Raw genomic sequence first — 25,277 nt, forward strand, 5'->3', positions numbered from 1 at the left:
TACTAACATTACAGATGGTGTTTTTATTTGGTTTGCGAATAAAAAGGCATAGTATAATTTCATTGATTTTGAATTTTTATTATTTTTTCATTTTCGTCCTTATGGTATATTATGTGATTTTGTTTGGTTTCACGCGATTTTCTAGTTAATTTGAAATGAGATTAACTAGTTTCAGTTTTTCATAATGCTATTAAGAGGAAGGGCGCTTTCCACTTTAGGCTTTATCTTGTCTCATTAAGTTTGAGAGTTGTTATTCAACCAGTTATACTATTTTCATAGTGTCGGTAAAGTTATGATTTATTTTGTGGCCTTTATCAACTACTTGTAACTGATAATAAAGCTTGCTTTGGTATCATCTTTACCTGTATTTGCTACTCCAGTTGAAAAGTACCTCTCATGGTTGTGAGTCGAACGCTACCTGTTTTCCCAGTTAAATTGCAGTTTTCATCTTGTGTAATACTAAGAAAAAATGAAGCACCACCGGCTATATCATTGTTTTTTCATGCTGGATACCTGTACGGAAATCACATTTACTGTTGTACCATCATTAACACTTACAGCACAGATGTTGTTGTTAATATCCCCGATGAATTCGATAGTGTCATCGATTGCCATGGGATACCCAGAGAATAAGCTCAGAGAAATTGCCAATGCTGCGGATGGGATAGTTTTCATTTCATAGTCCTTTAGTTTAACCGTTAAATAAGTGGTTTTTTTAATCACACCAAAAATGTCTGCATGCATGGCTCACTGATAACTAGAGGTGCTTTCTTGACGAGAGGAATGATACAGCCCCGACAGCTCAAATCAATATATAGCCATATCTCTATAAATATAGAATTATGTTCTTAAAAATTAGCGATAAGAAGGTTTTTGTTCTTTTTGGTTCTATGTCGTCTAAGATTGATTTATATATTTCTGACGATAATGATTCTTGTTTCACAATTGATTTCGATGTGTATGACCATTCTTGTTGATTTTACAAATATGGAAAGCGACTATTCCGAGATTCACCAACCTATAAATCTCGTTATTCAGACTAGGATAGTTGTGCTGATTTGATGGTGTAACTGCCCTAGTAGGGGGCTTTGCTTGCGCAGCGTAAATAAATGGGCACTATGGTTTCGTCTATATGGATCGTAATGATCAGGGATTGGCACTTTAGCCAGAGCTACAAAGAGATCGCTTTACTGGTATCTGAAGGTGATCGCCAGTAATGGTTCGATTTAAGTTAGTAAATGGGCACCGAAGTACCCAGTTGATGGTTGATAAACCTCATCTGACCCTTTGTTATCAAATCCCACACCTGCTTTTAAACTATTTTGAAACGAAGAGAAACGAGGTCGTACAATGTCCAACCGAAGAAAGTGGCATTAGCGCCACATCATTGCCTCTTCACCGGTCATATACTGAGTACCAATCACGGGTCGTGACGCAGGCTTGCTGATCGTGTAATAAATCTGCTTCACGACTCGTACAATGCAGAAATGGCGAACAAGTTCGCCATTAAAATTATATAGTTAAAACACTAACAATAGTTAGGCGTACTTTTTAGCCCAAGACGCAGCCGTTCCCTGACCACTACCACCAATATACTCAATCCAAGTATAAAACGACTCTTGCAAAGAAGGCGCTGTTGCTACAACGTAACGCCAGTCACGGCTAGTATCTAATGCAATTGCTAAGTCTTTCAGCTTATCGAAACCCGCAATAACAATTTTTTCTACATCAGGTGATGTATAATCCAGTCGATTAGCTCCAGATACACATTTAATTTCGGCTTGGTTCATTTCACGTAAGCTCACATCAATTCCTTGATTCAATAGCATGAAAAAATAGTAATGCTCATGTGCATTACAAATCGAGCTAAAAATATTAACAGACAAAGAACTATGTTGATATAATGTGTTTGTCCATAAATCAGTCCCGTGAGAGTTATTACATATCACATCGAACATTACGAGATTATTTGAAAATCTCAGATGTAATTGAATTTACTCCAACCTAAAAAACACCTTACAGTACTGAAATAAAATTCCTAAAATCAGTGAGATAATGCCAATTTAGATCATCAACCCTCAACCTATCGGGTGTACAGACCGGGGACATTGTAGACAGGTGTTCAAGGACATGGTTAACGACGAAAGGGCAGCTCAAAACTGGTGGCATAGTCCACATTCAGTAAAGCAATACGCAGGCGCTCCGCACTTGCTGCATGCACCTGACGGCATCCCTCTAAGACCTCAGTCCATTGCAGCGCAAGACGTGGCGTTTCATTAACTTCCACGAAGTTGTAATTTCAATCGGGTAATCAATACGTTCGACCATGCTGGTTTCCCTTAACCTACCCATCGGTGACTTTATCAACGGTCTACGATATCCGGAAGTCAATTTGCAGGAGGTAGCTCCCTGTAGCGATTGAAACTTGGTACACTACGTTGAGAAGATGGCTGTTTTTGGAGCAGCCTTGAAACCTGACAAGGTATTATCGGAAACTTAATGCCTGAACAAGTATGGCTTTAGTTTACGCAAAGTCATCGATATGCCACTGACAAAAACAAATTCAGGTATAATTTTCCTGCCAGCGTGTTTCTTTGATGCTGTATATCCCGGTGTTACACGTAACGCAGTGTTTTTCCCCCTGATAATGGCTCTGGCACCTGACGCAGTATCAGGACCGTACCGCGACATGTGCTGCCAGTCCTCCCACCGTTCTTCGTAACTGACTGTGCCTCACATCGGCTTTCACCTGGGGATCCAGATTTGCACATTTCATCAGCGTCGCAAGGGTGTTACAACCCACACAGAACCAGTCGGCTTTTCGAACCAGCGGTCGAGCATCCGGCATATGGCGACGCACCATCTTGATACGCCGCATTTCTACACGCTCCGGCTTGACGTAGAGGCATTGTCGGCCTCGGGCTATTAGTGCGTTCTGCAGATGTTCAAACCAGGGGCGTTCCGTGTGATATTCCGGATGGAACGTCATAGCGCTGCCGCAAAGATGGCAACGGTAGCGGTCGTAAGGTGCCGTTTGTGCAGTTCTAGCCCTGGTCAAGCGCTCATTGCCGTCCAATGCCATAAAGGATTTTGTGTACATCATGTTGGTTCTCCGCACGACTTTACGCGCAGGGGACATCCGTCCCTATATGGGCATAAAGTCGTGCTATTGAAGGGAAATGAGTGAAAACAGGTCAACGAGCGGGGTGACGCAACGGGTTAATACTCGGTGGTTTATTGGATAGTGCGTACAACTGAAGATAACTGCATCGCGTTGTAGCTAAGCACAGCATACTGGGACGGATAAGTATTGGGTTCACCACGGGAAACCTGGATGCAAATGGTTTCCAACAGCAGAGCCTACACCCACTCGTTAGACGGGCCGATGGCTGATGACTAGGCGTTGCTGATGAGGGCGTCAACAGCACCAACTTGCGTCTGTAAGGTCGCATCATGGCGGACGCTGTAGAATGTATCTTGGTTCAACAACAACAGTATCGGGATAACGCTATCGCTCTCAACCCCCCACAACAGGCTGATTTGTGTCGGCGGTGCTGGTCTACCTGCTGCTTGGCGACTGTCGATAAATGTGTTGGTACGCTGGAGTAAAGCAGCATGAAACCGGGTTATTAGCGCGTCGAGGGGCTGAGTTGAAGGATCGGGTATCGGTATCTTCCCCAGTAGTGTTTCCCCCGATTCTAGTCCCAAAATCAATGATTTAATATATTGGTATCAATGTTGGTATAATATACAAAATTAATTTTTTATTTATTTAAAATCAGGTGGTTAATCATTATGTGCAAGTCCGGTCCCCGCAAGACTTCTGCATTTTTTTAGTCAACCTGATTCAATCAACATCAACTTAGGGTTTACGTACGAACGTCTGCAATTTGCTTTGCCACCGGATTGATTGAACGGAAAAACTCAGTGATTTCATTGCTAACCAGTGCTCAGTACTCTAGTAGAACAGTAGGCTGGGTGTCGTATGTTTGCTAGGGTTAACCATTCGCAACTCTAAACGCTTCAGACATTCGTTCCTGCTCCCGAAGAGGTAGTCCCAAACCATCAGCAATCGTCCTCCATTGAGCCACGATCCCCATAAAGTTTTCAATAATTTCATCGGCCTGCGCCAAGCTCAAACGGAAATATTCAGCGACTTCACGTGCCAGTTCGAGATCGAGTGCATTATCTGCTTCTGTGATATTAAGCTTTAGGCCGTCAGACCAGGGAACGGGGTTCATATCGTAGGCTTCAGAAAGCCGCCAGCCTTTGCCAGGGACCAAAATGAAACCATGATTGCGTAGGTGATCATCGGTGTTAGAGACAAGAATATTAAAAACAATCCTTGACCAGAGCTCTTGCAGGTCGGTTTTTGTTTGTGCGCCATGTCTTATCAGAACGTCTGCAAGTTCAAGATAACTGGCGCCGCTAGAGGCATCATCACCATCTTGATGTCTGGTCATTGTCATGGCAGAAGCAAAATGAAGGCGCTGGCCGGATCCTGTACGGTCGAACCGACGGACCATAAAGCAGTGGTCATCGCTGGCATATTTATGCGCTTCAGCTGTTGCGACGTTCAGCCCGCAGCCAACGGCGAGAGCATTGGCCACCATCTCCCAGCCGCCGACATCGTAATCATCTTTGGTGCTGGGAAATTTTGCGATATAGAGATGGCCATGCTTGTCCACGACACTTGCTTTGGGCCTTGCCCCACCTAGAGAGCCACCTGGCGCAATGAGCATCCGCAACCATTCCTGACCCTGTAGGGATGTATTGTCTGGATCATCTTCCAGTGCGCGGCTTGCCCTTTCTAAAGCGTGAATTTCGGTAAAGGGAGGAGCCGCTTCGTCAGCTCGGTTATCAAGAAATTCACCTTCATCATTAAGCTTGTAGCGTAGAGCTCCTACTCGATAAAGATCATGTACACCCAAGAGATAATTTGATTCGTATAGCCTGGTTCCTTCAGCTTGGATACCGGCACGAATATCCCGTTCAAGGCGACGCTTCATCAGTATTCGGCCCCAGCGATCGGGACTGGAGTCGCCAAATATGCCGAATTTATCCCGTGGGAGAGTGGGGTACTGGGCACCTTCGAATAAAAGAATTTCTGGATCAAGTTGCAAACGATTGAGGTCGGGATCGGCCAGTGCTAGAGGATCATACTGAAATTCAAATAACTCTCGTGTACGAGTTTGTCGGCTATACAGGAAGCCAATTCGCTTTGGCCCGTGCATTCCATCCCAGTCTGCATACACCCCGATCATCGCCATCGTTAACTCCCTTTGATTGACTTCTTCAATGGTTTTAGCAGGGCAGCCAGATCGGCCGACGTTGTGCTGCGGGCCGTATTGTTTGCTACGGAGCCAGCTTTCGTTGTTGTAGCTGCCTGCTTATCTGATCCTTCGTACCTGTGGGCAACCTCAGGGCGCGGCTTTTTGTCTGCTGGTGCTTTACTCGGTTTTGCCTTGGAAGTGAAAACGATCTCGTTCTTTATCAGCCGGGAATCCTGAAGTTGGCGGCCTAGTTGATCTTCGGCGGCCAACTTATTCAGGTCGCTTTCAAGCCCTAACACCTGCATGACTGATAGATATGCACCTATCGTCACGCCTGCCCCCCCGGCTTCAAGCGAACGTAGCGTCATTGGCGACATACCAGCCCGTTCTGCCACCTGTTTGGCCGTTAGTTTGCGCCGAAGACGCGCAAGTTTCAGCCGCTCACCAAAATCAGTCAGCAACTGGTTAGTTGTAGGAAGTAATGGTGCTGTTTTTTTCGCCATAATGTCAATATTTTATATTTTCAGTACTGATTACGCCATAATATTAGCATAATTTTGACATGAAGCAGCAAGGGGATGACATGTGATACTAATATTTTTACTAAAAATGGTTTAAAACGCCAGAATATTAGCACTTTTCAAATTGCTTCGAAGGAGGGAAGGGGATTTGTACGTATTCACTACCCCCGTATCTGCATCGTCCATTTATGCAACGTCTGTGTTACCTGGGCTCTTATGTTCCTTGCAGATAGCCTACTCAGACTAAAAGCACCCCGCTGAACCTCTGGGGCGTCTAGCTTAAGGTTTGGCCCGCTTTCCAGCTCAGCCAGCAAGGATTATCATACTATTGAGACTACAGATCTAGAGAGTGTGCTATGCAACATATTATTGAAGGTTTCCTCAGTTTCCAGAAAGAGATTTTCCCGCAGCGTAAGGAGCTCTTCCGCAGCCTTGCCTCCAGCCAGAACCCTAAAGCGCTTTTTATTTCGTGTTCTGACAGCCGCCTGGTACCCGAGTTGGTGACCCAGCAAGAGCCGGGGCAGCTTTTCGTTATCCGTAACGCAGGCAACATTGTCCCTTCCTTTGGCCCGGAGCCGGGTGGGGTGTCGGCGACCATCGAATACGCGGTTGTGGCGTTAGGCGTTACTGATATCGTGATTTGCGGCCACTCGAACTGCGGCGCCATGAAGGCTATAGCTTCTTGCCAGTGCCTTGACTCGATGCCTGCTGTTGCCCACTGGCTGCACTATGCGGACGCGGCAAAAGCGGTGGTAGAGAAGAAAACCTGGGATAACGAAATCGACAAAGTTAACGCTATGGTTGAAGAGAACGTTATAGCCCAGCTAAATAATATTAAGACTCACCCGTCCGTTGCCGTTGGTCTGCGCGACAACGCCCTACGCCTGCACGGCTGGGTGTACGACATCGAAAGTGGTGAGATCCGCACGCTGGACAAAAATACCAAGAATTTCGTTTCGCTCGCGGATAACCCCGAGGTGTACTTCGAATAACAGATGCTTGGCTATGAGTGGGACCGCTCCTGGGCAGAAAGCCAGGAGCCTTCTGCCTGGCGTCCTTATCTGCTATATTCGCCAGGTGGAAATTATTTTATGTTGTCGGGGGCGAGCAGTTAATGGAAAACGAAGAACATATCAGTAACATTATAAAAACGCACCTCGAAGCGACATTAAACGATCTCGGGGAATTTATCTGGGCGTATGTGGTGTTATCGAAAAAAGATATGTCCTGTATCTTTGGGGTAACCAACTATCCTGGTGAGTGGGTAGAGCATTATAAAGCTAACGGTTTACAGTATACCGATCCGGTGGTGATCACGGCGCTGAACCGGTTAACGCCTTTTTCCTGGGATGAAAATCTAATGACGGGGGGAGGGTTTCATTTTTCCGAACTCTTCGAGCGGGCAAGGAAATTTGGGCTGAATAACGGCTATACGTTTGTATTGCATGATTATAATAATAACCTGGTCACGTTATCTTTTATTCTTGCCCCTGAAACCAGAGCGGAATTAACCCAAACGCTGATCAAGAATAAAGGTGACATCTCTGTTTTACTGGCGTCAGTGCATGAGATCTATCTAACCCTGAATTCGCTGTCGGAAAAAAACGCCTCTCGCTCGGAAAAGAGCGCCCAATTTACCGAACGGGAAAACGAAATCCTCTACTGGGCCAGCGTGGGCAAAACCTATCAGGAGACGGGGATGATCCTGGGGATCACTACGCGTACGGTCAAGTTTCATATGTCCAACATCGTCAAAAAGCTGGGAGTCGCAAATGCCCGGCATGCAATACGTCTAGGTGTGGAACTTCAACTGATTAAACCGGTTAGTTGATTACAAAGAAGGCTCAGCCGCCAGCGGCCAGTCGTTCAGCCTGGTTTCGTCCGCTGTGCTGTACTTGCTGAATATCTTGGCTTTTAGCTTCCTCTGGCTCTCAGAGTCGACATGGCCGAGCAACAGATAGACCGGCTCATCTTTCTCGGAAACACCGGTTTCCAACACGGTGACATTCCAACCTGAGGTTCTGATGATGTGCATCATCGCATGGCTGGCAACGGCAAGAATGCCATCATAATGATGTTGTTGCGCATAGTTAATCAGTGAGAGAAACAAAGCCATAGTGACGGGAAACTTACGGCCTAACAGCGAGTGGGTTCTTTCTTTATCCACGAAGAAACGCGTGGATTCAATGTAGTTACCTTCTGGAATGTTGATATTGTTAAAGAATGAGGAAAATGTACTGTTCAACATATTTTGGTATTTCATGTCTATCATCCTGGTTCCGCATATAATCATGCCGTTCTCCACGCCAAAAATATAGTTGGTCTTGTCATTATCAAACTGATCGACCTCCTTGCCGTCCGAACAGTCGACTGCCCATTGCAGTCTGTCTTTAAAAGTATTTTTTCTTAACATAAAGAGATCTTCAGATTTCTCATTGCTCATTGAAGCATAGTTAACGCTGTAAATATTAAACATAATGTCACCTGTGAATGAATATATAGAGATAAGTTCATCCGGTAACATCAGTGAAGTTTCATTAAGAGCATGCCGGTACAAAGGAATGATAATGCTTTTTAATAGATTTACGCTAACCTTATTATAGGAATAAACTGGTTTTAGCCGGTGTTGGGTGGGGCATTTTAGGCGACACTCTGGGCTTAAAAGTGATATGTTTCTTACCGAGTGCGAACCCGAGGGAGCGGCAACGGCAACTTTTACCTATTTTTTACATCTTTATACAGATAACAGACAACTCTCCGGCCGATACGGGCAAGAATGGATTCGATTCTTTTGACAAGGAGCTTCACCATGGATCTGAAATGTATTTTTGCGTTATTCACCCTGTCTGTGCTGCCATGGAGTGCCAGTGCCGCTCCGGTTGCCCCCAAGGTCGTCGTAAAGTCTGAAGTCGCCTCGCCAGTGGTGTTGGAAAATACCCAGGATAAAAACTACCTGAAAATCTCGTTGGTGGGCTATCCGCTGCCGCAGGAAAAACGTAGCCCGATCAATCTGGCGTTGGTCATCGACCGCTCCACCTCAATGAGTGGCGATCGTATCGAAAACGCCAGAAAGGCGGCGATCGCCGCTGTTAACATGCTCAACGGTAATGACACGCTTTCGGTCGTTGCCTATGACTCCGGGGTTGAGGTGGTGATCCCGGCGACCAAGGTCAAAGATACAAAAGAACTGATTAATAAAATTAACAAAAGTATTGAACCGCGTGGGATGACGGCGCTGTTTGCCGGGGTGAGCAAGGGTATCGATCAGGTGAGCAAGCATCTGGATAAAGAGCAGGTGAACCGCATTGTGTTGCTTTCCGACGGGCAGGCCAACGTTGGGCCAACCTCCAACAGTGAGCTGGCCGAGCTGGCTAAACTGGCGGCCAAGAAAGGTATCGCCATTACTACCATCGGCATTGGTGATGGTTATAACGAAGATCTGATGACCACCATTGCGGGCTATAGCGATGGCAACCATGTCTTTGTTGAGCAATCCAGCGATCTGGAAAAGACCTTCGCCCACGAGTTTAACGACGCCATGTCCGTGGTGGCGCAGGATGTGGTGGTGGTGATCAAAACCGCCGATAAGGTTACGCCGGTTCGTCTGTTGGGGCGTGATGGCAGCATCAGCGGTAATACGGTCACCGTGAAACTGAACCAGCTGTATTCCAATCAGGAAAAATATGTTCTGCTGGAAGTGATCCCGGCCAAGGGCAGCAACGCCCAGAGCAAACCGCTGGCCGATGTGAACGTGCGTTACGCCAACCTGAGCACCAAACAGGTCGATACCTTCAATGAGAAGGTGGCGGTACGTTATAGCCAGTCCGCTAAGGACGTGAGCGCCGCGCAGGTTGATGAAGTGCTGGTGGATTCAGCCATTCAGAAGGCGGCGATTGAAAATGAGCGCGCGGTAGAGTTGATGGATGCAGGTAAAATGGAAGAGGCCAAACAGGTGTTTAGCGCTAATGCGGCAGCCTTGGAAAGCCTACCCGTCAGTGCCGCTCCAGCCAGACAAAAAGCCGAAGCCAGCGCGCAGAAGAACAAAGACCTGATGGGTAAAATGGAGAGCGACAGCAAGGAATCGACCCGTAAGGCAGTGAAAGAACAGAACTACAATATCAAAACCCAGAAGAACCAGTAGCAGGGAGCCAAATGAGCCAGCGTACTTCCAGAAGTTTGACGGTTTTTATCATCATCACCGTGGCGGTCTTCAGCCTGATCGCCTATCTGGGAGTGCGCACCCTCGAGCACGAAGTGTTGCTACGCCATTACCAATCCCAGACCATGGCACAAACGCGCGTTACGCAAGCCAGCGACAGCGTTATGGATATTCTGCGGCAGAAAGCGACGCGGCTGGACGCGATCACCGACTACATTCAACCCAACGAACAGGCGCTCAAGGAGCTGGTTGAGAAGGATCACGACATTGATGGCGTGTTTGTCCTGCAGAAAAATCGGTTGTTGTACCCCAACGAAAACGGCCCGCTGAGCCAAAAAGAACTCGCCTGGGTTCAGGCCATTACACCGCTGGTGAACGATCCTTCCTTGCTGTATGGCCACAACGTAAAAAGCGAAATGGCTATCCCACAATCCGGCTGGTATATCACCGGCGAGGTGCAGGAGCCGCTGTTGATCTACTGGCGCACTATCGGCAGCGAGACCATCGGATTTCGGGTTCCTTATATCAAACTGCTATCGGACGTGATCAATGCGGTTAACTTCGATTTTGGCAAAGACACGCTGGTGCTGGTAGAGAACGGACGCCTGCTGTACCAAAGCAATCCGTATGTCGAGCTGGGAAACCTGCAGCCGTTGGCCGAACAGAGCCTGCCTTATCCGCTTACAGGTTGGCAGGTGAGCTATTACGGCAAAGCGGCCAGTACTACGGCGGTCTACCTGTGGGGCGGGGCGTTTATCCTGCTAATGCTGGCCATCATGGGCTTGATCATTTTCCGCCTCTATCGGGAATACACCCAGACGGCACGGCTGGCGCGCCAGCAGGTGGGTTTTGTCAGCCAGGTGTCCCACGAGCTGAAAACGCCGCTGACTAATATCACGCTGTATGCAGAGTTGCTGAAAGAAGAGCTGGACGAACAGCATGATGAAGGACTGCGTTACCTGGACGTGATTATCGGCGAGAGCCAGCGCCTATCGCGCCTGATCCAGAACATTTTGAGTTTTACCCGCGAGCCGAAGCTGCACATTCAGCCCATTGACCTCAACCCGCTGCTGGCGAAGATTACTCAGACTTTCACTCTGTCATATCAGGCCAAGGGGATGACGATTTCCCTCTCGTTAGGCGAAGACGTGGTGGTGCAGAGTGATATCGATCGCCTGACGCAGATTATCAACAATCTGCTAAGTAATGCGGAAAAGTATGCCACGGCCGGGAAACAGGTCGATGTGCAGGTGGAGTGCAGTGCGGACAATGTGGATATCCACGTGCGGGATTATGGTGACGGTATCGCTGAGAAAGAGCTCAGGATGATTTTCCTGCCCTTTTACCGGGTGAAGTCAGGTATTACCGAGGGTGTATCAGGCACCGGCATTGGCCTGACGATTGCCCAGCAGTTGGCGCACAGCCTGGGCGGGGAGATCCTGGTGGCTCAGCAGTCGCCTGGGGTGCGCTTCACCTTGCGGCTGGCACGTAACCTGATTACAGCACCGTAGCCGCTGTTTTTGGATAAGTGCCGCAGAGTGACTTCTATACCTGACAACAACCGCGCTCTAGCTCCCTCTCCTTTTTGGGGAGAGGGGAAAACACAGCGCTGTAGCCGATGATATCGCCCGCGTCAGGCGGTAATCGCCACCGCTAATCGCATTAACTACAGGAAGTCGTAATGAAAATACTGGTCGTTGAAGACGATACGAACATCCGCCAGGGATTGGTAGAAGCGCTCTCCCGTGAGGGCTACAGCCTGATCGCCGCAGAGAATGGCAAAGTGGCGCTGGAGATGTATCAGCGGGAAAAAACGGATTTTATCATCCTCGATATCATGATGCCGGAGCTGGATGGTTACGCGGTATGCCGAGAGATCCGCAAACAGGATGAGCAGATCCCGATTATCTTTTTGTCCGCCAAGGATGAAGAGATCGACCGAGTGGTCGGGTTAGAGCTGGGAGCAGATGATTACATCAGCAAGCCGTTTGGCATTCACGAGATCCGCGCCAGGATCAAAACTATCGCCAGGCGTTGCCTGCGTAGCAAAACCGCGCAGCCAGATGTCAGCTTTTGCTTTGGTGACTTAACAGTGTACCCGAATGAGCTATGCGCTCTGCGCCAGACGGCGAGGTTGGAGCTTTCACTACGCGAGGTGAAAATCCTGGAGTGCCTCTATCAGCACAAGAATAAGGTCGTCACGCGCGAGATGTTGTTCGATGCCGCCTGGGGCTATGACTTCCTGCCTAACAGCCGCACGTTGGATCAGCATATCTCCAAGCTGCGCAAGACCATTGAGCTCGATGCGAATAGTCCGTTGCTGATCCGCACCGTGCATGGGATGGGGTATCGGTATTTGGAGTGAGTGCTGGGTGATTAAATATGTGCCTCACCCCTTAAACACCTGCCCCCGATGCCACTCCACAAACGTATCCAAAGGATAATGTTCGGCGATCTTTGGCAACCGAATCGTCTTCCCAGCAAAGTTCCAGAACAATTGGTCGATCATATGGGTACCGTTCACACCTGCTGAAACCAACAGTTTCATGCTGTCGTCGAGCCCGATAGCTCCCATATCAAATGCGGAGTGGTGCAACGAGCATAGCGCTAATCCGTTGGTCACGGTGCAGGGGCCGCCGTGTTGCTTCCATTTGATATGCGCCGCCTCTAAGCCAACGGGCGTAGTGTCGTGCTGCAGGTTATAGCCGCACACCGCGCATTGATAGTTATAGGCGCGTAAGATCGTTTGCCGGAATGCTGGGTCGCGTGCTTTACGTATCCCATCAAGCCGAAAGTCCAAGCGGTTGGCTATCAATTCTTGAACGCTGTCGGGGAAATGCTCACAGAGAATTTGCTGTGCAAGTTTGTCTATCAGAGCGGGTTGGCTGCATAACAGCTGGTAGCTCTCTTCGTCGAAGCCACCGCTGACTCCATGTTCGATAATCTCTCGCTTCGGTGGCTCTTTACTGCCTTTCTGCGGGCTGCAAAGCTCCGCATTCTGTAATTCCCAGAACCCGTCGCCGCGTAAACGCCAGAACGGCATGGTGGGGTAATGGTCACGCCGCTGTGGGCCGAAGCTATTGAGTAATGCCAGCAAGGGGCCGTGGATTTCTTCGCCGTAATTGAACAGCCGATCGTGCCCTTGCTGATATTGGGATAGCACGTACAGCAGCAGTAACGGCTTATGTGGTGCACGCTGATCGCCTTTGCGCCACACGGTCAGATGAGATATGGCGGTTTGCAGTTCCTGGCTGGTTTTCATCGGTGCATCCTGGCGGGCGGCGAAAGTGATTGCGATCATGCTCGCAAAAGGGAAGGGATTCAATCGCTTCTACACATATCTTGGGCAAGACAGAGCCTCGTTATTTCATTAAATAGGGAAGAGCGTGCCCGCCAGCATTGAGCGCAGCTCTACGTAACAATCCTAAATGCCTAAAGCCACGACACATTCTCGGTTATTTCTGCTATGGTATGTTTATTGAGTTGTGTATTTTTTATGCTTTTGATAAACAAGGATTTAACATGGATCGTGGTATCCCTGATGTGGCTTTTATTAACAACAGCGATCAAAGAACCCCTTTAATTTTGGTGCTCGACTGCTCAGGTAGTATGGGCGGTGAGCCGATCGATCAGCTTAATCAAGGCCTTGCTCTGCTGGAGCAGGAATTGAAGGACGATGTGATTGCCGCCAAACGGGTCAGGCTGCTGATTATTGAATACGGCGGTTATGACCAGTGCAAACTGCACGGGGATTGGACAGATGCCATGGATTTCGTCGCGCCACGTCTGGCCGCCGGGGGCACAACTCCGATGGGGCAAGCGGTCATGCTGGCATTGAACGAGATCGAAGCAGAGAAACAACGCCTGAAGCAGGCCGGGATTTCCTATACCCGCCCCTGGTTATTCTTGATGTCCGACGGGCAGCCTACCGATGAATGGGAAGGCGTTGCCGAACTGTGCCGCCAGGCAGAGGCTAGCAACAAAGTCGCCGTATTCCCGATTAGCGTGGCAGATGCTTCAACCGAAGTCATGGGGCGTTTTAGCCAGCATGGCAGTAATGGTGTCAAACGGCTGAGTGGCTTGCAGTTCCGCGAGCTGTTCTTGTGGTTGAGCGCCAGCATGCAAGTCGTCTCCCAGTCTGTACCGGGCGGAAAAGCACAGTTGCCAGCGACCGATAGCTGGTCCAACGTCCCGGTGTGATATGAAAAAATGGCAGGTATATGCCGCATCGGCCACCGGTGCGGCACATCTGGCAAGGGATATTCCGTGCCAGGATGCTTTTCATTGGGCCGTGGTTGATGAGCGCCTGGTCGCCGCCGTTTGTGATGGAGCGGGGTCGGCATCCCAAAGTGCAACGGGGGCGGACTTTGTCTCTCGCCAACTGGTGGAGCGCCTATCATGGCAACCCTCCGGGGCGTTGACGCCCGAGCTTATTCAGCAGATGTTGGAACAAATCCGCATGGATTTGTACTTTCTGGCGACCGAGGCCAATAACCAGCTGGAAGATTATGCCTGCACGCTAGTGGCGGCATGGATCGACGAGCAGCAGGTTTGCCTGATCCATCTTGGCGATGGGGTGGCTGCGGTGCGAGCCGCCAGCGGAGATGAGCAACTGTCCGTGCCCGAAAACGGGGAATATGCCAACCAGACGTGGTTTTTAACCAGCGAAAACTGGCGTGAACATTTACGTATCACCTTTGTGAGCTTGCCGGTAGACCAACTGATATTAATGTCAGACGGCGTGCAGCCCTTTGCGTTAGATAAGTCGGGGCAGGCGCTGTTTGATCCGTTTATGGGGCCGGTGATCCGCTATTTACAGCAGACCGCAGAGGAGCCGGGTAGCTCCGCCTTACAGGCCACGTTGGGCGATCCGCGTACCAGTGAAATCACCGGCGACGATAAAACACTGCTCATAGCGCTACGCAGTTAATCCCCATGGCTCAAAATAAATCCCAGGTCTTTTACAACGAAAAGCGCCAGCCATTGCAGCTAGGGGCATTGATCAAAAGCGGCGGGGCGGGCAGCGTTTATCACCTTGCCTCGCAGCCTGGCAGCGTCGCAAAAATCTATCACGACAGCATCGATAAAGCGCTCTATCAGCGCAAAATCCAGGCAATGCTTCAGCACGTGCCCGATATTCCGCCTATAGCCCTGGCCGAGGATTCGCTGGTGCAACTGGCCTGGCCAACCTCGCCGCTGTTGAATACTCGGGGTGAGTTCGTTGGTTTTGTCATGCCTGAGTTGGATGTCAAACGCAGTATCGAATTGGAATATATCCTGCAGCCTCGGCAGGCTGAGGTGGCGAAATTACCAGACGGGATCGGGGTGAAGGTCAGCTTGGCCACCAACCTCTGCACGCTGGTTGCCGCGTTGCATCAACAGCAGCATCGCATTATCGATATGAAGCCGGTTAACCTGCGCTTTTATCGGGAAAGCCTGTACGTTGCGCTGCTGGATTGCGATGGTTTCAGCATTGAGGGGGGCGGCGAGCGCTTCCCTGCCGGGCAGTTTACCGCAGAGTATCTGGCCCCTGAATTCCAGAAAACCGGCAAGGTGCCAGAGAAACAGGAAGAGTGGCAGGACCGTTTTGCGCTGGCGGTGATCCTGTTCCAGTTGCTGAACTTTGGGCTGCATCCCTACAGTGGTCGCCCGCAGTCCTCGAAGATTGCTACCGATCTGCCTGGGCGTATTGCCGCGGGCTGTTATGCCTATGGCTTGACCGCCAATAAATTAATGGCTCCTGCGCCAGTAAGCATGCATACCCTGTTGCCGAACGATCTGCGGCTGATGTTTGACAAGGCGTTTGGCCCGCTGGCGGCGTCACGGCCTTCTGCACGGGAATGGGCTAGCGTACTGCGGCCCTATGCCTTGCCGGCGCAGAAGAAGATCGTTGTCTGTAAGGCAAATAAGCGCCATCAGCATTTTGCTGGCCTGGCTTGCCCGGAATGCACGCGTAAAAAGCAGATGCAGAAAGCGCTACAAGCGGCTCGTTCGGCCAAGCGGCAGGCTCCGCAGCGCCAGCTCGCGCCTGCTTATGTGCCACCTCCGCGCCCTGCACCCACACCTCCACCGCCCAGTTTTAAACTGACGATGCCTGCGTTTGTCCCTGGCGTTGTGCTGCATACCGCGTTTGCCGTGCTGTTGCCGTTGGTGTTCGCCTGGTTGTTCAGCCAGTTTGCTTCCCTGACCAGCTTACAAATAGGGCTTTCAACGTTCTTATCCATGCCCTGGAAGGATCAGTGGTTTATGGGGGTGAGGAGCATAATCTATTGCAGCATCGCCCTCGTTCTAGTGTTGGTATTCAAATGGGCTTTTAGCTCGATAGTGCGGAGTAAGCCCTGATGTCTTCGGGTTTTATCAAGTTTGTCATTACGTTGCTGGTGTTGCTGGTGGTCTTTCTCCCCTGGCTCATCATGGCCGCGCTTGCCGGGTTATGGCAGGGGATTGAGTGGATTGGCGCACAGCTTTGGCCTGCGGTGTTAAATGGCCGCGAGCGCGGCTTCTTATCCGGTTTATGGCTGGCTGGCAGCCTGATGACGGGCGGTATGCTGTATGTGGCGTTCCGGCGTCGTAGCTTTAGCTATGCTGCCGGAGGGGCGCTGGCGGCAGTATCGCTGTTGCTGCTCAGTTATCTCAATATGCCGCTCACGCCAGAGGCTGAACGCCGTTGGTTGGTTGGGCATCAGCTTGAGCAGAGTGAATGGAAAGAGGCTACGGCCTACCGCGGGCAACAGTTTGATGAACTGATACAGAGCTTCCCCGGGCAGTTGGATGAATGGCGGGTATTAAACGCGCTGGAAAAGAATAGAGAAAAGTTCCCGCCTCTCGGCTATTCGCCACAGGACAGTGAGCACATCACCAAGCTGTGGACCGCTGCCCTGCAATCGCCACAACCGGATACTCAAGCCGAAATCAGTGCATTGAGCAAGATGAAAGACGCCACCCTCTGGATGCCCGATCAGGCCGAATTGTGGCTGGCCACGGGGCTGTTTAGCCTGACAATAACGCCAACGTCAGGCATAGCGCCAGAGTCGTTTGGTGCGATTAGCCAAATTTTTCAGTCAGCTATTCAAAGTAATCCTCGGGATGCGGATGCCTGGATGGGCTGGGCGTTGGCCACGCTGCTGGTAGGCGACAGCGAACTCCCCCTATATGGCTCCCCTGCACCGCGGCTCCAGCAGGTGACTAATGCGTTGATAGTCGCCGGTCAGTTGGAAAAGAAGGGGCAATATCAGCCAATCATCCATCGGCGCTTAAAGCAATTTATTGACGCATTACCAGCCAAAGAAAAACGTGAGCTGGATATCTTGCAGGCGCGAGCTACCTTGCTGGTGGGGTCGGCAGAGCCTTTTGATCCGGCGGTGGTTGAGCTGGCCAATCAGAATCTGATACCGGCGTCTTCTGATGAGAGCGGCCGTAAGCCTGTTGCGGATAGCTCCATTCACATTGCCAGCGTGGAGCCATTCAGCCGTGCCGGGCTGTCGACTGACGGGGTTCGACGCGTCTTCGGCAAAGACAAAGATTACGCCACCACGATGTTATCCGTTGATGTCGATGAGCGTGGTGAACCGGTCTCTGTCCTGCCCTTTGTTAGCAGCGGCGCTCGCGAACTGGATCTGAGCGCCATAAGGCTGGCGTACAGCTGGCGTTTCCCTGCTTCCAATCAGCCTCAGCATCGTTTTATACCGTTTGATTTTGTGAATACCGAGCTGACCTCCAGCATGTATTTACAGCTTATGCAGCAACATATCGCAACCTTGGCGAACCTGGTAGCCCGCCACGACCACGCCGGTTTACGCCAGCAAGAAGCGTTGATCCGCAGGTTGAATGGTACGGTTTGGGTAGGGAAACGGAATTTTGGCCTGAAGCGGGATGAGGTCTATGAGCTGAATAAAATGCTGATGCCGAAAACGCTGAATGACGACTATTTCACGACCACCATTAATAAAATAGACAGCCTGGTTGGTAAATATAACCAAAGCCCGGAGTTGTTACTGTTGCTGGCCCGCCAGCAAATGCTGTATTTCAGTTACGGCATGCGTCTCAAGAGTGCTGAAAAGCAGAAGGCCGCGTCTTCTGGCGTGAGTAACCCGTGGGCACATTTACTGTGGGATGCACGGCGCAATTTTGGGCGAGCGATTGCTATGGATCCCAAGCGGGCAGATGCCTGGTACGGCTGGGGGCTGTCGTGGGCCGATGAAGATCCGGAAAAGCTGGTGGGGGCGCTGGTTTATGCTCAGCGCCTGCTACATCAAGCGGAGACATCCCAGTCTACTCTCTACTCTGAGACTATGAGCCAATCGGAACGTGCGCTAGAGTTTTTGAAGCTTCGGCTGCTGCTGGGGATGAATTTACAGCATCAACGCGTCGGATGGTTGGATATCCTGAGCGCGCGCGTCAGCCAAAATTATCAGGACATGATTTCAACCGGCTCTGGTGCCCCAAGTCAACCTGCATATATGTCCCAAGAGCAATCCTCGCAGTTGGTTGAGAAGGTCGCCATCAGGCCGATGCCTTTCCCTAGGTCGTTGGAACTGCAGGTGCCTGAAGTGCCTCAGGAGAAGAAATACTCTGCTGGCATAGTCAGCGTTAGCTTTGAACAAGCCGGTGTCACTCAAGCAACGCGCACCTTGCCGTTCTTCCCGGACGTTGGTCCACAGGCGGCGGGGGAGAAAACCGTGGTGATAGACCTGGATGTGAGTGCCCAAGGGAAGCCGCAGTTAGTGCTGATCTCATCGAGCAGCGGCGTTGCGTTGTATGATGAGGCCGCATTGGCCGCCGCCTGGACCTGGCAGTTTGCAAAACAGCCGGTTGGCCATCTACAGCGGGTGACGGTGTCGTTTAGGCGTTAAAGGGAGCATCGGGTGGGTTAAGCGGGAATGGTTGCCTCAGCGGGTAATCGGTTTGACAAGCTGCCACTCGGCCCCCAGCCTGATGGCATGTTTGGCATTAGTCACACCCATCTTTTTCACAATATTGCCGATATGGAATTTTATAGTACGGGCCTTCACGTCTAAAATAATGGCAATTTCCTGGTAGGTTTCCCCATGCTGGCCCAATAGAACACTTCGTTCTCCCGCGTTGACAAGGGATATTTTTCTGCGCTGAAGTTGTAGCGATTATTTCGCGCGGTTTCCCGGTGCCGGGTGGTGATCCTTTCGTGGATGTTAGCCAACAGCATCTGCAAACGGGCTTTGTTAGGGGGTATTTGACCCTCTATATCGATGGATTTGCTGTCATTAAGCGCCAGCATCGCCAAATTCCGTTATTTGTTTATCTAGATGATTTTTAAATGCATTTTTTTATCGTGGCTAGCAGAGAATAATGTAGGCATCAAATTACCTAAATATGAAATAATAACACTACTAACCTAACCGTTATTGAACGCCAGATAATATACTGGCTTGCCTGCGATTTTCGATAAAATAGCAAAAAAAACCTGACCTCGTTGGGTCAGGTTGCCACATTGGCCAACACCAGGGAAATTTTTACTGCCATTATCTTAAAGCTATTTTCTTGGTTGAGGCAAGCGCTCTATGCTGGATTTTGGCTGTCTATCACCATTATTCGGTCTAGGATTAGTATTGCCTTACGTCGATCATTGCAGCGGCACGGCATCTGCATTGATATTCTTGCTCCTAATTCTTGGCATTATCTGAGGTAGTTACTCAGGGCTGCGTTGGTCATTCACTATTAATTGATCATTATTTGATCAGTTTCGAGCCTGTTTTTCTAACGGAAAACTCTTGTAGGACCTCAATATAACCATATTGAGTCCACGTTATTGCTGTTTTACAGCCAGCTATAAGACGCTAATCGTGCTGTTGATATCATTGGGTGGAACAGGTCTGCCATGCTGGCGTGCAGAAAAAATTAAAGCGTAACCTCAAGCCTGCTCTATGCGTTGCCCCATAGATTGTTGTCACGGTGACCCGAAGCTTGAGCTTCACCGATAGCCGAAAAGTGAGGCCTCACCATCCGGCTGGAGGCCTTGAAATGGCCTTCAAACGGGCTTGTTTGAGATAGAAATGATTTATTTTTAATGAAAAAGTGATGTTAATCACAAATAACAACCCTAGAGTCGTTCATTAAATAGCCATTCCGTTGCCATTATGTTGCATTTTCGTGTCTGCTAAATGGGGTGAGAACAGACTATTCTGGCTAATGAGTCAAGCAGCTCGTTTTACCGTTCCCAGTATGGAAATATTCTTGATTACCCTTCCGAGTTATTTACTTGTTAATACCCTTTTTCTACCGCTGTGTCAGTAGGTGATAAGAAAAGACTTATTTTAAAATCAGGATAAAAATAGAGAATATTCTTAGTTTACTATAAGCCTCCTAATTTGTTATTTGAACTGAAATATATACCATTAATCCTCGCTACTTCTTGAATAGATAATAACAACTTGATAGGTATTGGCGATGAATATGTACTTATGCGATCGTTTTAACCGATTTTGAATAATTGTTTTTCGCCATTAATATTGTTTTGAAAGTTAGGAAATAACTTAGTTTTTGAAAATAGTATTCTGCTTGTCCAACGGCGTAATGGAGTTGGTAAATGAAGAAGAAAGGAAGGGAGTCTTATGCTAAAGATAGTAGATGGTGGGTATCCCCCACGGGGCGGTGCTCGCTCAAAAAGACCTTTAACCTGGCCTGATACCAATAAGTATTTCCATGAAGGTATCGTAGGCTACTGTGACTCAGTTAATACTTCCCCAGAGCAACTCAAAGTCGTATTTATTGACTTTCAATTGGCTAACCTGCGCCTTTTCCTGGATCAGGACTGGCTAATGTATTCCGCTTGTAATCGCGTTGTGCTGGTAACCGATAGTTACCTGTTACCCTTGGCCAATTACTATAAGAGCATGTTTCGGCAGGTTGATTCTGTGATCCAGAGAACGGGGGCATCCAGTGATATTTTTGCTAAAATCGATCATGTTATTGCCGGGGAGCAGGTTTCTTCGACATCGCAAGTCAGGCTGTCTTCGCGTGAGATATGTTTATTACGTACTCTGATCCATGGTGTCACCGTGGGTGATCTTGCCAACAGGTTGCGGCTTAGTCCTAAAACAGTTTATGCCCTGCGCCACAATATTTTGGGCAAGATGGGGTTGACTAAAATGAATGATATTTTCACTCGGGCCTATCTTTCTGTCAGATAAGCTATAACTACCTATTGTCATATGGTTATCGAAACTAAATAAAATATGCGATGCTTTTATATCGCAGGGTTTTTATTATTTAATTGCCGTAGGACCTTTTCGAAAATTTAGTTTTCGAATGCGCCCTTGTGTCGCATTTATTGTGCCACGCCAGTGAATATTGGCGGGAAATTAATTGATATAAATAAAGGAAGAAATTTTATGAAGAAGTTAGCTCTGGCTTTGATTGCAGCTTCAGCGTTGGGAACAATTAATCTGGCTAATGCGGACACTCGTACTGCGAACGCGACAGCGTCTTGGGATGCAAAAGCTATTAAAGATACCAGCAGCATGCTGGTTGTTACCCCGATAAAGTCACTGACCTTTAATTACGCAGAAGGTCTGGAGCGTTTTAACTCTCAAGACGGCGCGTTCGATATCACCATCGCTGGCCAGTCTGGCGCGAGTGATTTCAAACTGACCTCTAAAATCATCTCCAACACCCTGAGCCGCGCAAGCGATGACTCTGCACTGACCGTTGGCGTTAAGTGGAACGGCAAAGCACTGTCTGAAAGCAGCGAGATGGTGATGATCGATACTTCTGCAGGTATCAGCGCAGGTCTGTCTGCACTGGCCGTACCAGGCGCTTATGCTGGTGCTAACCGTACCAGCACTCAGGGCGTGTTCGCCTTTGAGATCGCTAAAGCAACAGTTGCCGGCACTGACACTGCGTTCAAAGACCTGACCGATGGTTACTGGGATGGCAACGTAAACGTTGAATTCACAGCAACTTGGGACGGTACTTTCACCACGCTGTAAGTGATTTTGTTGTCTTAACGTAGTCAGGATCGGGGTGGATAGCCCCGATCCTTATGGAACGCATGATGAACAGATGGTTTCCTACGCTGATGTGCTCAGCACTCTTTTATTGTACTCACGCCGGTGCAATTAACGTTGGCGCGATTACATCAATCATTTCCCCTGGCCAGAGCGTTATCGCCAAGGAGGTGATTAATACTGTGGATGATGCCCGTCTGGTCAGCCTGAGGGTTGAGCGTATTTCCTCCCCGATGGAAGGGGGCAAAGTGATCCCAATGGAGAGCAAGCAGGAAATAATGGCCACGCCATCCAACCTGATTTTGCCCGGCAAGGGTAAAGATGTTTTCCGCGTTTTCTATTCCGGGCCGAAGGACGATAAGGAACGTTATTATCGTTTAATCTGGAATGATAATCCGGTTACCGAAGAGGGGCTGTCAAAGACCAAAAAAGCCGCTTCGGCAACCACCTCGGCAACCATAAGCACCATTATGGTCGTCACACCACGGAAGGACAAGTTCGACTATCAATACCGAGATGGTGTTGTTTATAACACCGGAAACAGTTCTTTCCGCGTGGTGGCATTTGGCCCCTGTAAGCAACCACAGACCAGTGAAGAGAAAAATAAAGGGTGCCGTGAGCGTTATTACGTTATGCCGGGATTAGGCGTGCATTTGAAATTTGTTGATATTAATAATCAAAAACTCAACGTTGGCATTTGGCACAACGAAGATTATATCAACGTGAAATAGCCTCTTTACTCATTACCTGCATCGTGAATTTTTTCCAGGTGTGGATTAGGGGGCTATTTGGGGAAGCAAATGGGTAATAATTTCATCTTAAGGACAAGAACCAAGGCTGTAGCGCTATGTATTGCTGCGGCTCTGATGTCTATGCAGGCTAACGCCAGAAACCTACAGGATGTTCGTTTAGGAAATTATCTTATCCCGGGGGTATTTGGTCAGGCGCTGACCGAAGGTATGACCATTCCTGTCCTGCTGCGTTACAAAGGTGGCGACCAACAAGAAAAACAAAAGGTAGCGGATGCGCTGGTGGTGCTGGAAAAAGACCGCCTGATGATAAGAGATATTACGCTGGCGGAAGAGTCTGAAGGGGCAACGTTGGCGGAAACGACCCAGACATTGATCCGCGGTCTGAAAGATCGTTTCTTTGATCAAAATACCCATATTGCCGTTTCGTCCGATGCCGATCTGAACCTGAATATCCGTTCATTTGTCCTGACGCTGGACGTGAGTGAAAAAAGCTTAGGGACCGCTATTATCCCAAGAACGAGTCTGCTGGGACTCTCTTCGGTGCCGAATTTCAGTTCGGTGCTGAATTACGATCTCGGTGTTTACCGCTCGCAGTTAAAAAAGGGCGAGAACACCTCGAATAACTACCTGACCCTGGATAACACCTTCGGCTTCGCGGAGCATCATTTCAATGTGAACGGCTCGTTTTACGGTATTGGGGAGTCTCAGCAGGATTCTCAGCTTTACCGTGCCATGTATGAACGGGACATGAGCGGACGCCGTCTGGCATTTGGCTTGGTTGACACCTGGAACCTGCAATCGTTGGGGAGCCTGTCGGCACTTAACTCCAGCAAGGTGTATGGCGTCACCTATGGCAATAAGTCTGCTACCAAGATCCAGAATACCCAATATTCGCTAACGCCAATTACCGTATTCTTACCTAGCGCGGGTGAAGTCCATATCTACCGGCAGGGACGTCTGTTGAACATCCAGAACTTCCCGATGGGCAGCTTTGAGGTCGATACCAGCCGCCTGCCGTATGGGATTTATGACGTTGATGTCGAAGTGGTGATCGACGGCAAAACCCATTCGCGTATGCGCCAGACGATCAACAAAGCCTTCTCTGGCAGTAATGGCGTGGCGCAAGAACTGAACTGGCAGCTATATGGCGGATATGTTAATTACGACAACCGCAATAACCGCACCAACGACAGTACCACCAACGAAACCTATCTGGCAGGGGCGTCGGCGGCGATGTCGATCCCGGAAATTCTCAAGATCGCCTCGGTCCCGGCGATATTTGGCCTGGCGGTGCAAACCTCGACCTATACCTTCGACAAGAAGGTGGTGAATGAAACCTCGATCAACCTCAACGTGAACCAGTTCGCGAGCTTGGGCTGGCAGGGGTTGCTGTCACAGGGCGGGCGTTACCGCAATATTTTAAGCGCCAGCCTTATGCTACCGAAAGGCTTCGGCAGCGTGTGGGCTAACCGGGAGAAGAGCCATATCGGTAAGGCGTTGCCGGTCTATGAGTCTGACAGTTATTCCTATGGCGGTACCCTTAGCCTGAGCCGGTTCTTTGAACGTGGTGGTCAGCTTACGCTGAGCCGTACGGTGGATAAGCGCGATCGCAGCACCTCTAACAACCTGGAATACTCAACGTCACTATTCTCCGGGCGTTATGGCACGGTCAACCTACGCGCCGGTATCCAGCGTTATCGCTATGATTACCAGTCCAATAGCACCAACCAGCGCTATATCTCGCTGGACTTCTCTTTGCCGCTGGCCGCCTGGTTAAGCACCGGTGTGTCTTCCAACAATGGCAACGTGCGGGCCAACCTGGCCGGCAACAAGAGCTTCGATGACTCGGCGTTTACCTCTGCCGGTTTCAACCTGGCCAAGCTGGTCAAGGATAAGCACAACGGTGACAGCGCTTATTCGGCCTCTGGCTATGCCGCCTTCGATACCAAATACAGCGCGGGCACGATGTCGCTCTCACGGCCGGACAACAATCGCCTCAATGGCAACCTGACTGCGCGAGGTGCGGTGGCCTACAGCGATAAGAACTTCGCCGCCAGCGGTATTCAGGAGAAGTCCGGGGTGTTGGTAAAAACCGGTTTCATCGACGATGCGGTGCTGTCGGCTCAGATCGATGGCCGCAGCTATCCGCTGAGCGGTACGAATAACTTTATCCCGTTGCCGCCGTACTCGAGCTACAAGGTTGAACTGATGAACGATAAAAACTCGATGGACAGCTTTGACATCGTCAAGGGGCGCACCCGCAACGTCACGCTGTATCCGGGCAACGTCGCCGTTTATGAGCCGGAAGTGAAACAGTTAGTGACGGTGTTCGGCCGTATGACCATGGAAAATGGCCGGGCGATCGCCAATGCCTCTGTGCGTAACCACATCGGTAAAACCATTACGGATGCGACGGGCGCCTTCCAGATGGACGTTGATAAACGCTACCCGAGCGTGTCATTGACCATGCCAGATCATGGTATTTGCGAAGTCGATCTGGACTTGGCCAAGGCCAAGGGCGTGAAGTGGGTCGGCGATGTGGTGTGCAACGTGCAGACCATTCTGGCACAACGATGAGCAAAGGGTTTGAC

The 25,277-nt window shown here is 49.6% G+C and carries 22 protein-coding genes and 2 pseudogenes; 13 read left to right on the top strand and 11 right to left on the bottom strand.

Translation table 11 applies throughout. The features are described from left to right. Nucleotides 1-489: 489 nt before the first annotated feature. From D9980_RS23605 to D9980_RS23640, 7 genes and pseudogenes are all read right to left on the bottom strand, one after another. Entirely contained in the window at nucleotides 490-675 is a 186-nt protein-coding gene (locus D9980_RS23605; protein ID WP_162304317.1) for a hypothetical protein, read from the bottom strand. 863 nt (nucleotides 676-1,538) lie between these two features. Next, on the bottom strand, nucleotides 1,539-1,805 hold the full coding sequence (locus D9980_RS23615; protein WP_162304318.1) for a hypothetical protein: 267 nt from the start codon (nucleotides 1,803-1,805) through the stop codon (nucleotides 1,539-1,541). 335 nt (nucleotides 1,806-2,140) lie between these two features. Further along, a pseudogene (locus tag D9980_RS27135) lies at nucleotides 2,141-2,328 on the bottom strand (DNA-binding protein); the annotation flags it as partial. Between the two features lie 235 nt (nucleotides 2,329-2,563). Then, nucleotides 2,564-2,638: pseudogene (locus D9980_RS27365) on the bottom strand (hypothetical protein); the annotation flags it as partial. Nucleotides 2,639-2,671: 33 nt separating this feature from the next. Next, entirely contained in the window at nucleotides 2,672-3,100 is a 429-nt protein-coding gene (locus D9980_RS23630; protein ID WP_202914003.1) for a putative zinc ribbon protein, read from the bottom strand. An 898-nt stretch (nucleotides 3,101-3,998) separates the two neighbouring features. Next, nucleotides 3,999-5,270: a type II toxin-antitoxin system HipA family toxin gene (locus tag D9980_RS23635; RefSeq protein WP_121608595.1), complete on the bottom strand. Its 1,272-nt coding sequence runs from the start codon at nucleotides 5,268-5,270 to the stop codon at nucleotides 3,999-4,001. Between the two features lie 2 nt (nucleotides 5,271-5,272). Further along, nucleotides 5,273-5,776, bottom strand: a complete 504-nt coding sequence (locus tag D9980_RS23640) for a helix-turn-helix domain-containing protein (RefSeq protein ID WP_121608596.1) — start codon at nucleotides 5,774-5,776, stop codon at nucleotides 5,273-5,275. A gap of 374 nt (nucleotides 5,777-6,150) precedes the next feature. Here D9980_RS23640 and D9980_RS23645 point away from each other — a divergent pair, with 374 nt between their 5' ends. Together D9980_RS23645 and D9980_RS23650 are read left to right on the top strand one after the other, a co-directional pair. Then, nucleotides 6,151-6,786 (top strand): carbonic anhydrase, encoded by a 636-nt coding sequence (locus D9980_RS23645; protein WP_121608597.1) that lies wholly within the window; start codon nucleotides 6,151-6,153, stop codon nucleotides 6,784-6,786. 122 nt (nucleotides 6,787-6,908) lie between these two features. Further along, nucleotides 6,909-7,625: a LuxR family transcriptional regulator gene (locus D9980_RS23650; protein ID WP_021179139.1), complete on the top strand. Its 717-nt coding sequence runs from the start codon at nucleotides 6,909-6,911 to the stop codon at nucleotides 7,623-7,625. On the opposite strand, the gene D9980_RS23655 is transcribed toward D9980_RS23650, so the two are convergent. Further along, nucleotides 7,626-8,270, bottom strand: a complete 645-nt coding sequence (locus D9980_RS23655) for an acyl-homoserine-lactone synthase (protein ID WP_121608598.1) — start codon at nucleotides 8,268-8,270, stop codon at nucleotides 7,626-7,628. A 333-nt stretch (nucleotides 8,271-8,603) separates the two neighbouring features. On the opposite strand from D9980_RS23655, the gene D9980_RS23660 reads away from it, so the two are divergent. The 3 genes from D9980_RS23660 to D9980_RS23670 all read left to right on the top strand — a co-directional run bounded on the left by D9980_RS23660 (nucleotide 8,604) and on the right by D9980_RS23670 (nucleotide 12,318). Further along, entirely contained in the window at nucleotides 8,604-9,935 is a 1,332-nt protein-coding gene (locus tag D9980_RS23660; protein WP_121608599.1) for a VWA domain-containing protein, read from the top strand. A gap of 11 nt (nucleotides 9,936-9,946) precedes the next feature. After that, a complete protein-coding gene (locus tag D9980_RS23665; RefSeq protein ID WP_121608600.1) occupies nucleotides 9,947-11,464 on the top strand; it encodes a sensor histidine kinase KdpD in 1,518 nt (505 codons plus the stop codon). 170 nt (nucleotides 11,465-11,634) lie between these two features. Next, complete coding sequence (locus tag D9980_RS23670; protein ID WP_121608601.1) at nucleotides 11,635-12,318, top strand: response regulator transcription factor; 684 nt, start codon at nucleotides 11,635-11,637, stop codon at nucleotides 12,316-12,318. A gap of 24 nt (nucleotides 12,319-12,342) precedes the next feature. On the opposite strand, the gene D9980_RS23675 is transcribed toward D9980_RS23670, so the two are convergent. Next, nucleotides 12,343-13,215, bottom strand: a complete 873-nt coding sequence (locus D9980_RS23675; protein WP_121608602.1) for a phosphorothioated DNA-binding restriction endonuclease — start codon at nucleotides 13,213-13,215, stop codon at nucleotides 12,343-12,345. A gap of 260 nt (nucleotides 13,216-13,475) precedes the next feature. Here D9980_RS23675 and D9980_RS23680 point away from each other — a divergent pair, with 260 nt between their 5' ends. The 4 genes from D9980_RS23680 to D9980_RS23695 are packed head-to-tail and all read left to right on the top strand — an operon-like array spanning nucleotide 13,476 to nucleotide 18,805. Continuing rightward, nucleotides 13,476-14,153, top strand: a complete 678-nt coding sequence (locus tag D9980_RS23680; RefSeq protein WP_024484732.1) for a VWA domain-containing protein — start codon at nucleotides 13,476-13,478, stop codon at nucleotides 14,151-14,153. Nucleotide 14,154: 1 nt separating this feature from the next. Continuing rightward, nucleotides 14,155-14,883: a PP2C family serine/threonine-protein phosphatase gene (locus D9980_RS23685; protein ID WP_121608603.1), complete on the top strand. Its 729-nt coding sequence runs from the start codon at nucleotides 14,155-14,157 to the stop codon at nucleotides 14,881-14,883. Nucleotides 14,884-14,888: 5 nt separating this feature from the next. Then, the gene (locus D9980_RS23690) at nucleotides 14,889-16,295 is read left to right on the top strand and encodes a DNA-binding protein (protein WP_121608604.1); all 1,407 of its coding nucleotides are present in this window, start codon (nucleotides 14,889-14,891) and stop codon (nucleotides 16,293-16,295) included. Then, on the top strand, nucleotides 16,295-18,805 hold the full coding sequence (locus D9980_RS23695) for an energy transducer TonB (protein ID WP_121608605.1): 2,511 nt from the start codon (nucleotides 16,295-16,297) through the stop codon (nucleotides 18,803-18,805). The genes D9980_RS23690 and D9980_RS23695 overlap by 1 nt, the downstream gene beginning before the upstream one ends. A gap of 36 nt (nucleotides 18,806-18,841) precedes the next feature. Here the strand turns inward: D9980_RS23695 and D9980_RS27370 are convergent, their stop codons facing one another. Both D9980_RS27370 and D9980_RS26780 read right to left on the bottom strand, forming a co-directional pair. Then, complete coding sequence (locus D9980_RS27370) at nucleotides 18,842-18,964, bottom strand: LuxR C-terminal-related transcriptional regulator (protein ID WP_370454360.1); 123 nt, start codon at nucleotides 18,962-18,964, stop codon at nucleotides 18,842-18,844. A gap of 2 nt (nucleotides 18,965-18,966) precedes the next feature. Then, nucleotides 18,967-19,206 carry a hypothetical protein gene (locus D9980_RS26780; protein ID WP_162304212.1) on the bottom strand — a complete coding sequence of 80 codons (240 nt, stop codon included), beginning with the start codon at nucleotides 19,204-19,206 and terminating at the stop codon, nucleotides 18,967-18,969. 1,333 nt (nucleotides 19,207-20,539) lie between these two features. On the opposite strand from D9980_RS26780, the gene D9980_RS23705 reads away from it, so the two are divergent. From D9980_RS23705 to D9980_RS23720, 4 genes are all read left to right on the top strand, one after another. Continuing rightward, nucleotides 20,540-21,118, top strand: a complete 579-nt coding sequence (locus D9980_RS23705) for a LuxR C-terminal-related transcriptional regulator (RefSeq protein ID WP_121608607.1) — start codon at nucleotides 20,540-20,542, stop codon at nucleotides 21,116-21,118. 201 nt (nucleotides 21,119-21,319) lie between these two features. Next, the gene (locus D9980_RS23710; RefSeq protein WP_121608608.1) at nucleotides 21,320-21,916 is read left to right on the top strand and encodes a common pilus major fimbrillin subunit EcpA; all 597 of its coding nucleotides are present in this window, start codon (nucleotides 21,320-21,322) and stop codon (nucleotides 21,914-21,916) included. A gap of 65 nt (nucleotides 21,917-21,981) precedes the next feature. Beyond that, nucleotides 21,982-22,665 carry a hypothetical protein gene (locus D9980_RS23715; protein WP_121609077.1) on the top strand — a complete coding sequence of 228 codons (684 nt, stop codon included), beginning with the start codon at nucleotides 21,982-21,984 and terminating at the stop codon, nucleotides 22,663-22,665. A gap of 135 nt (nucleotides 22,666-22,800) precedes the next feature. Continuing rightward, the gene (locus D9980_RS23720; RefSeq protein ID WP_121608609.1) at nucleotides 22,801-25,263 is read left to right on the top strand and encodes a CS1-pili formation C-terminal domain-containing protein; all 2,463 of its coding nucleotides are present in this window, start codon (nucleotides 22,801-22,803) and stop codon (nucleotides 25,261-25,263) included. Nucleotides 25,264-25,277 lie beyond the last annotated feature (14 nt).

Origin of the sequence: Serratia sp. 3ACOL1, from assembly GCF_003668775.1 — a bacterium.
Lineage (GTDB): Bacteria > Pseudomonadota > Gammaproteobacteria > Enterobacterales > Enterobacteriaceae > Chania > Chania fonticola.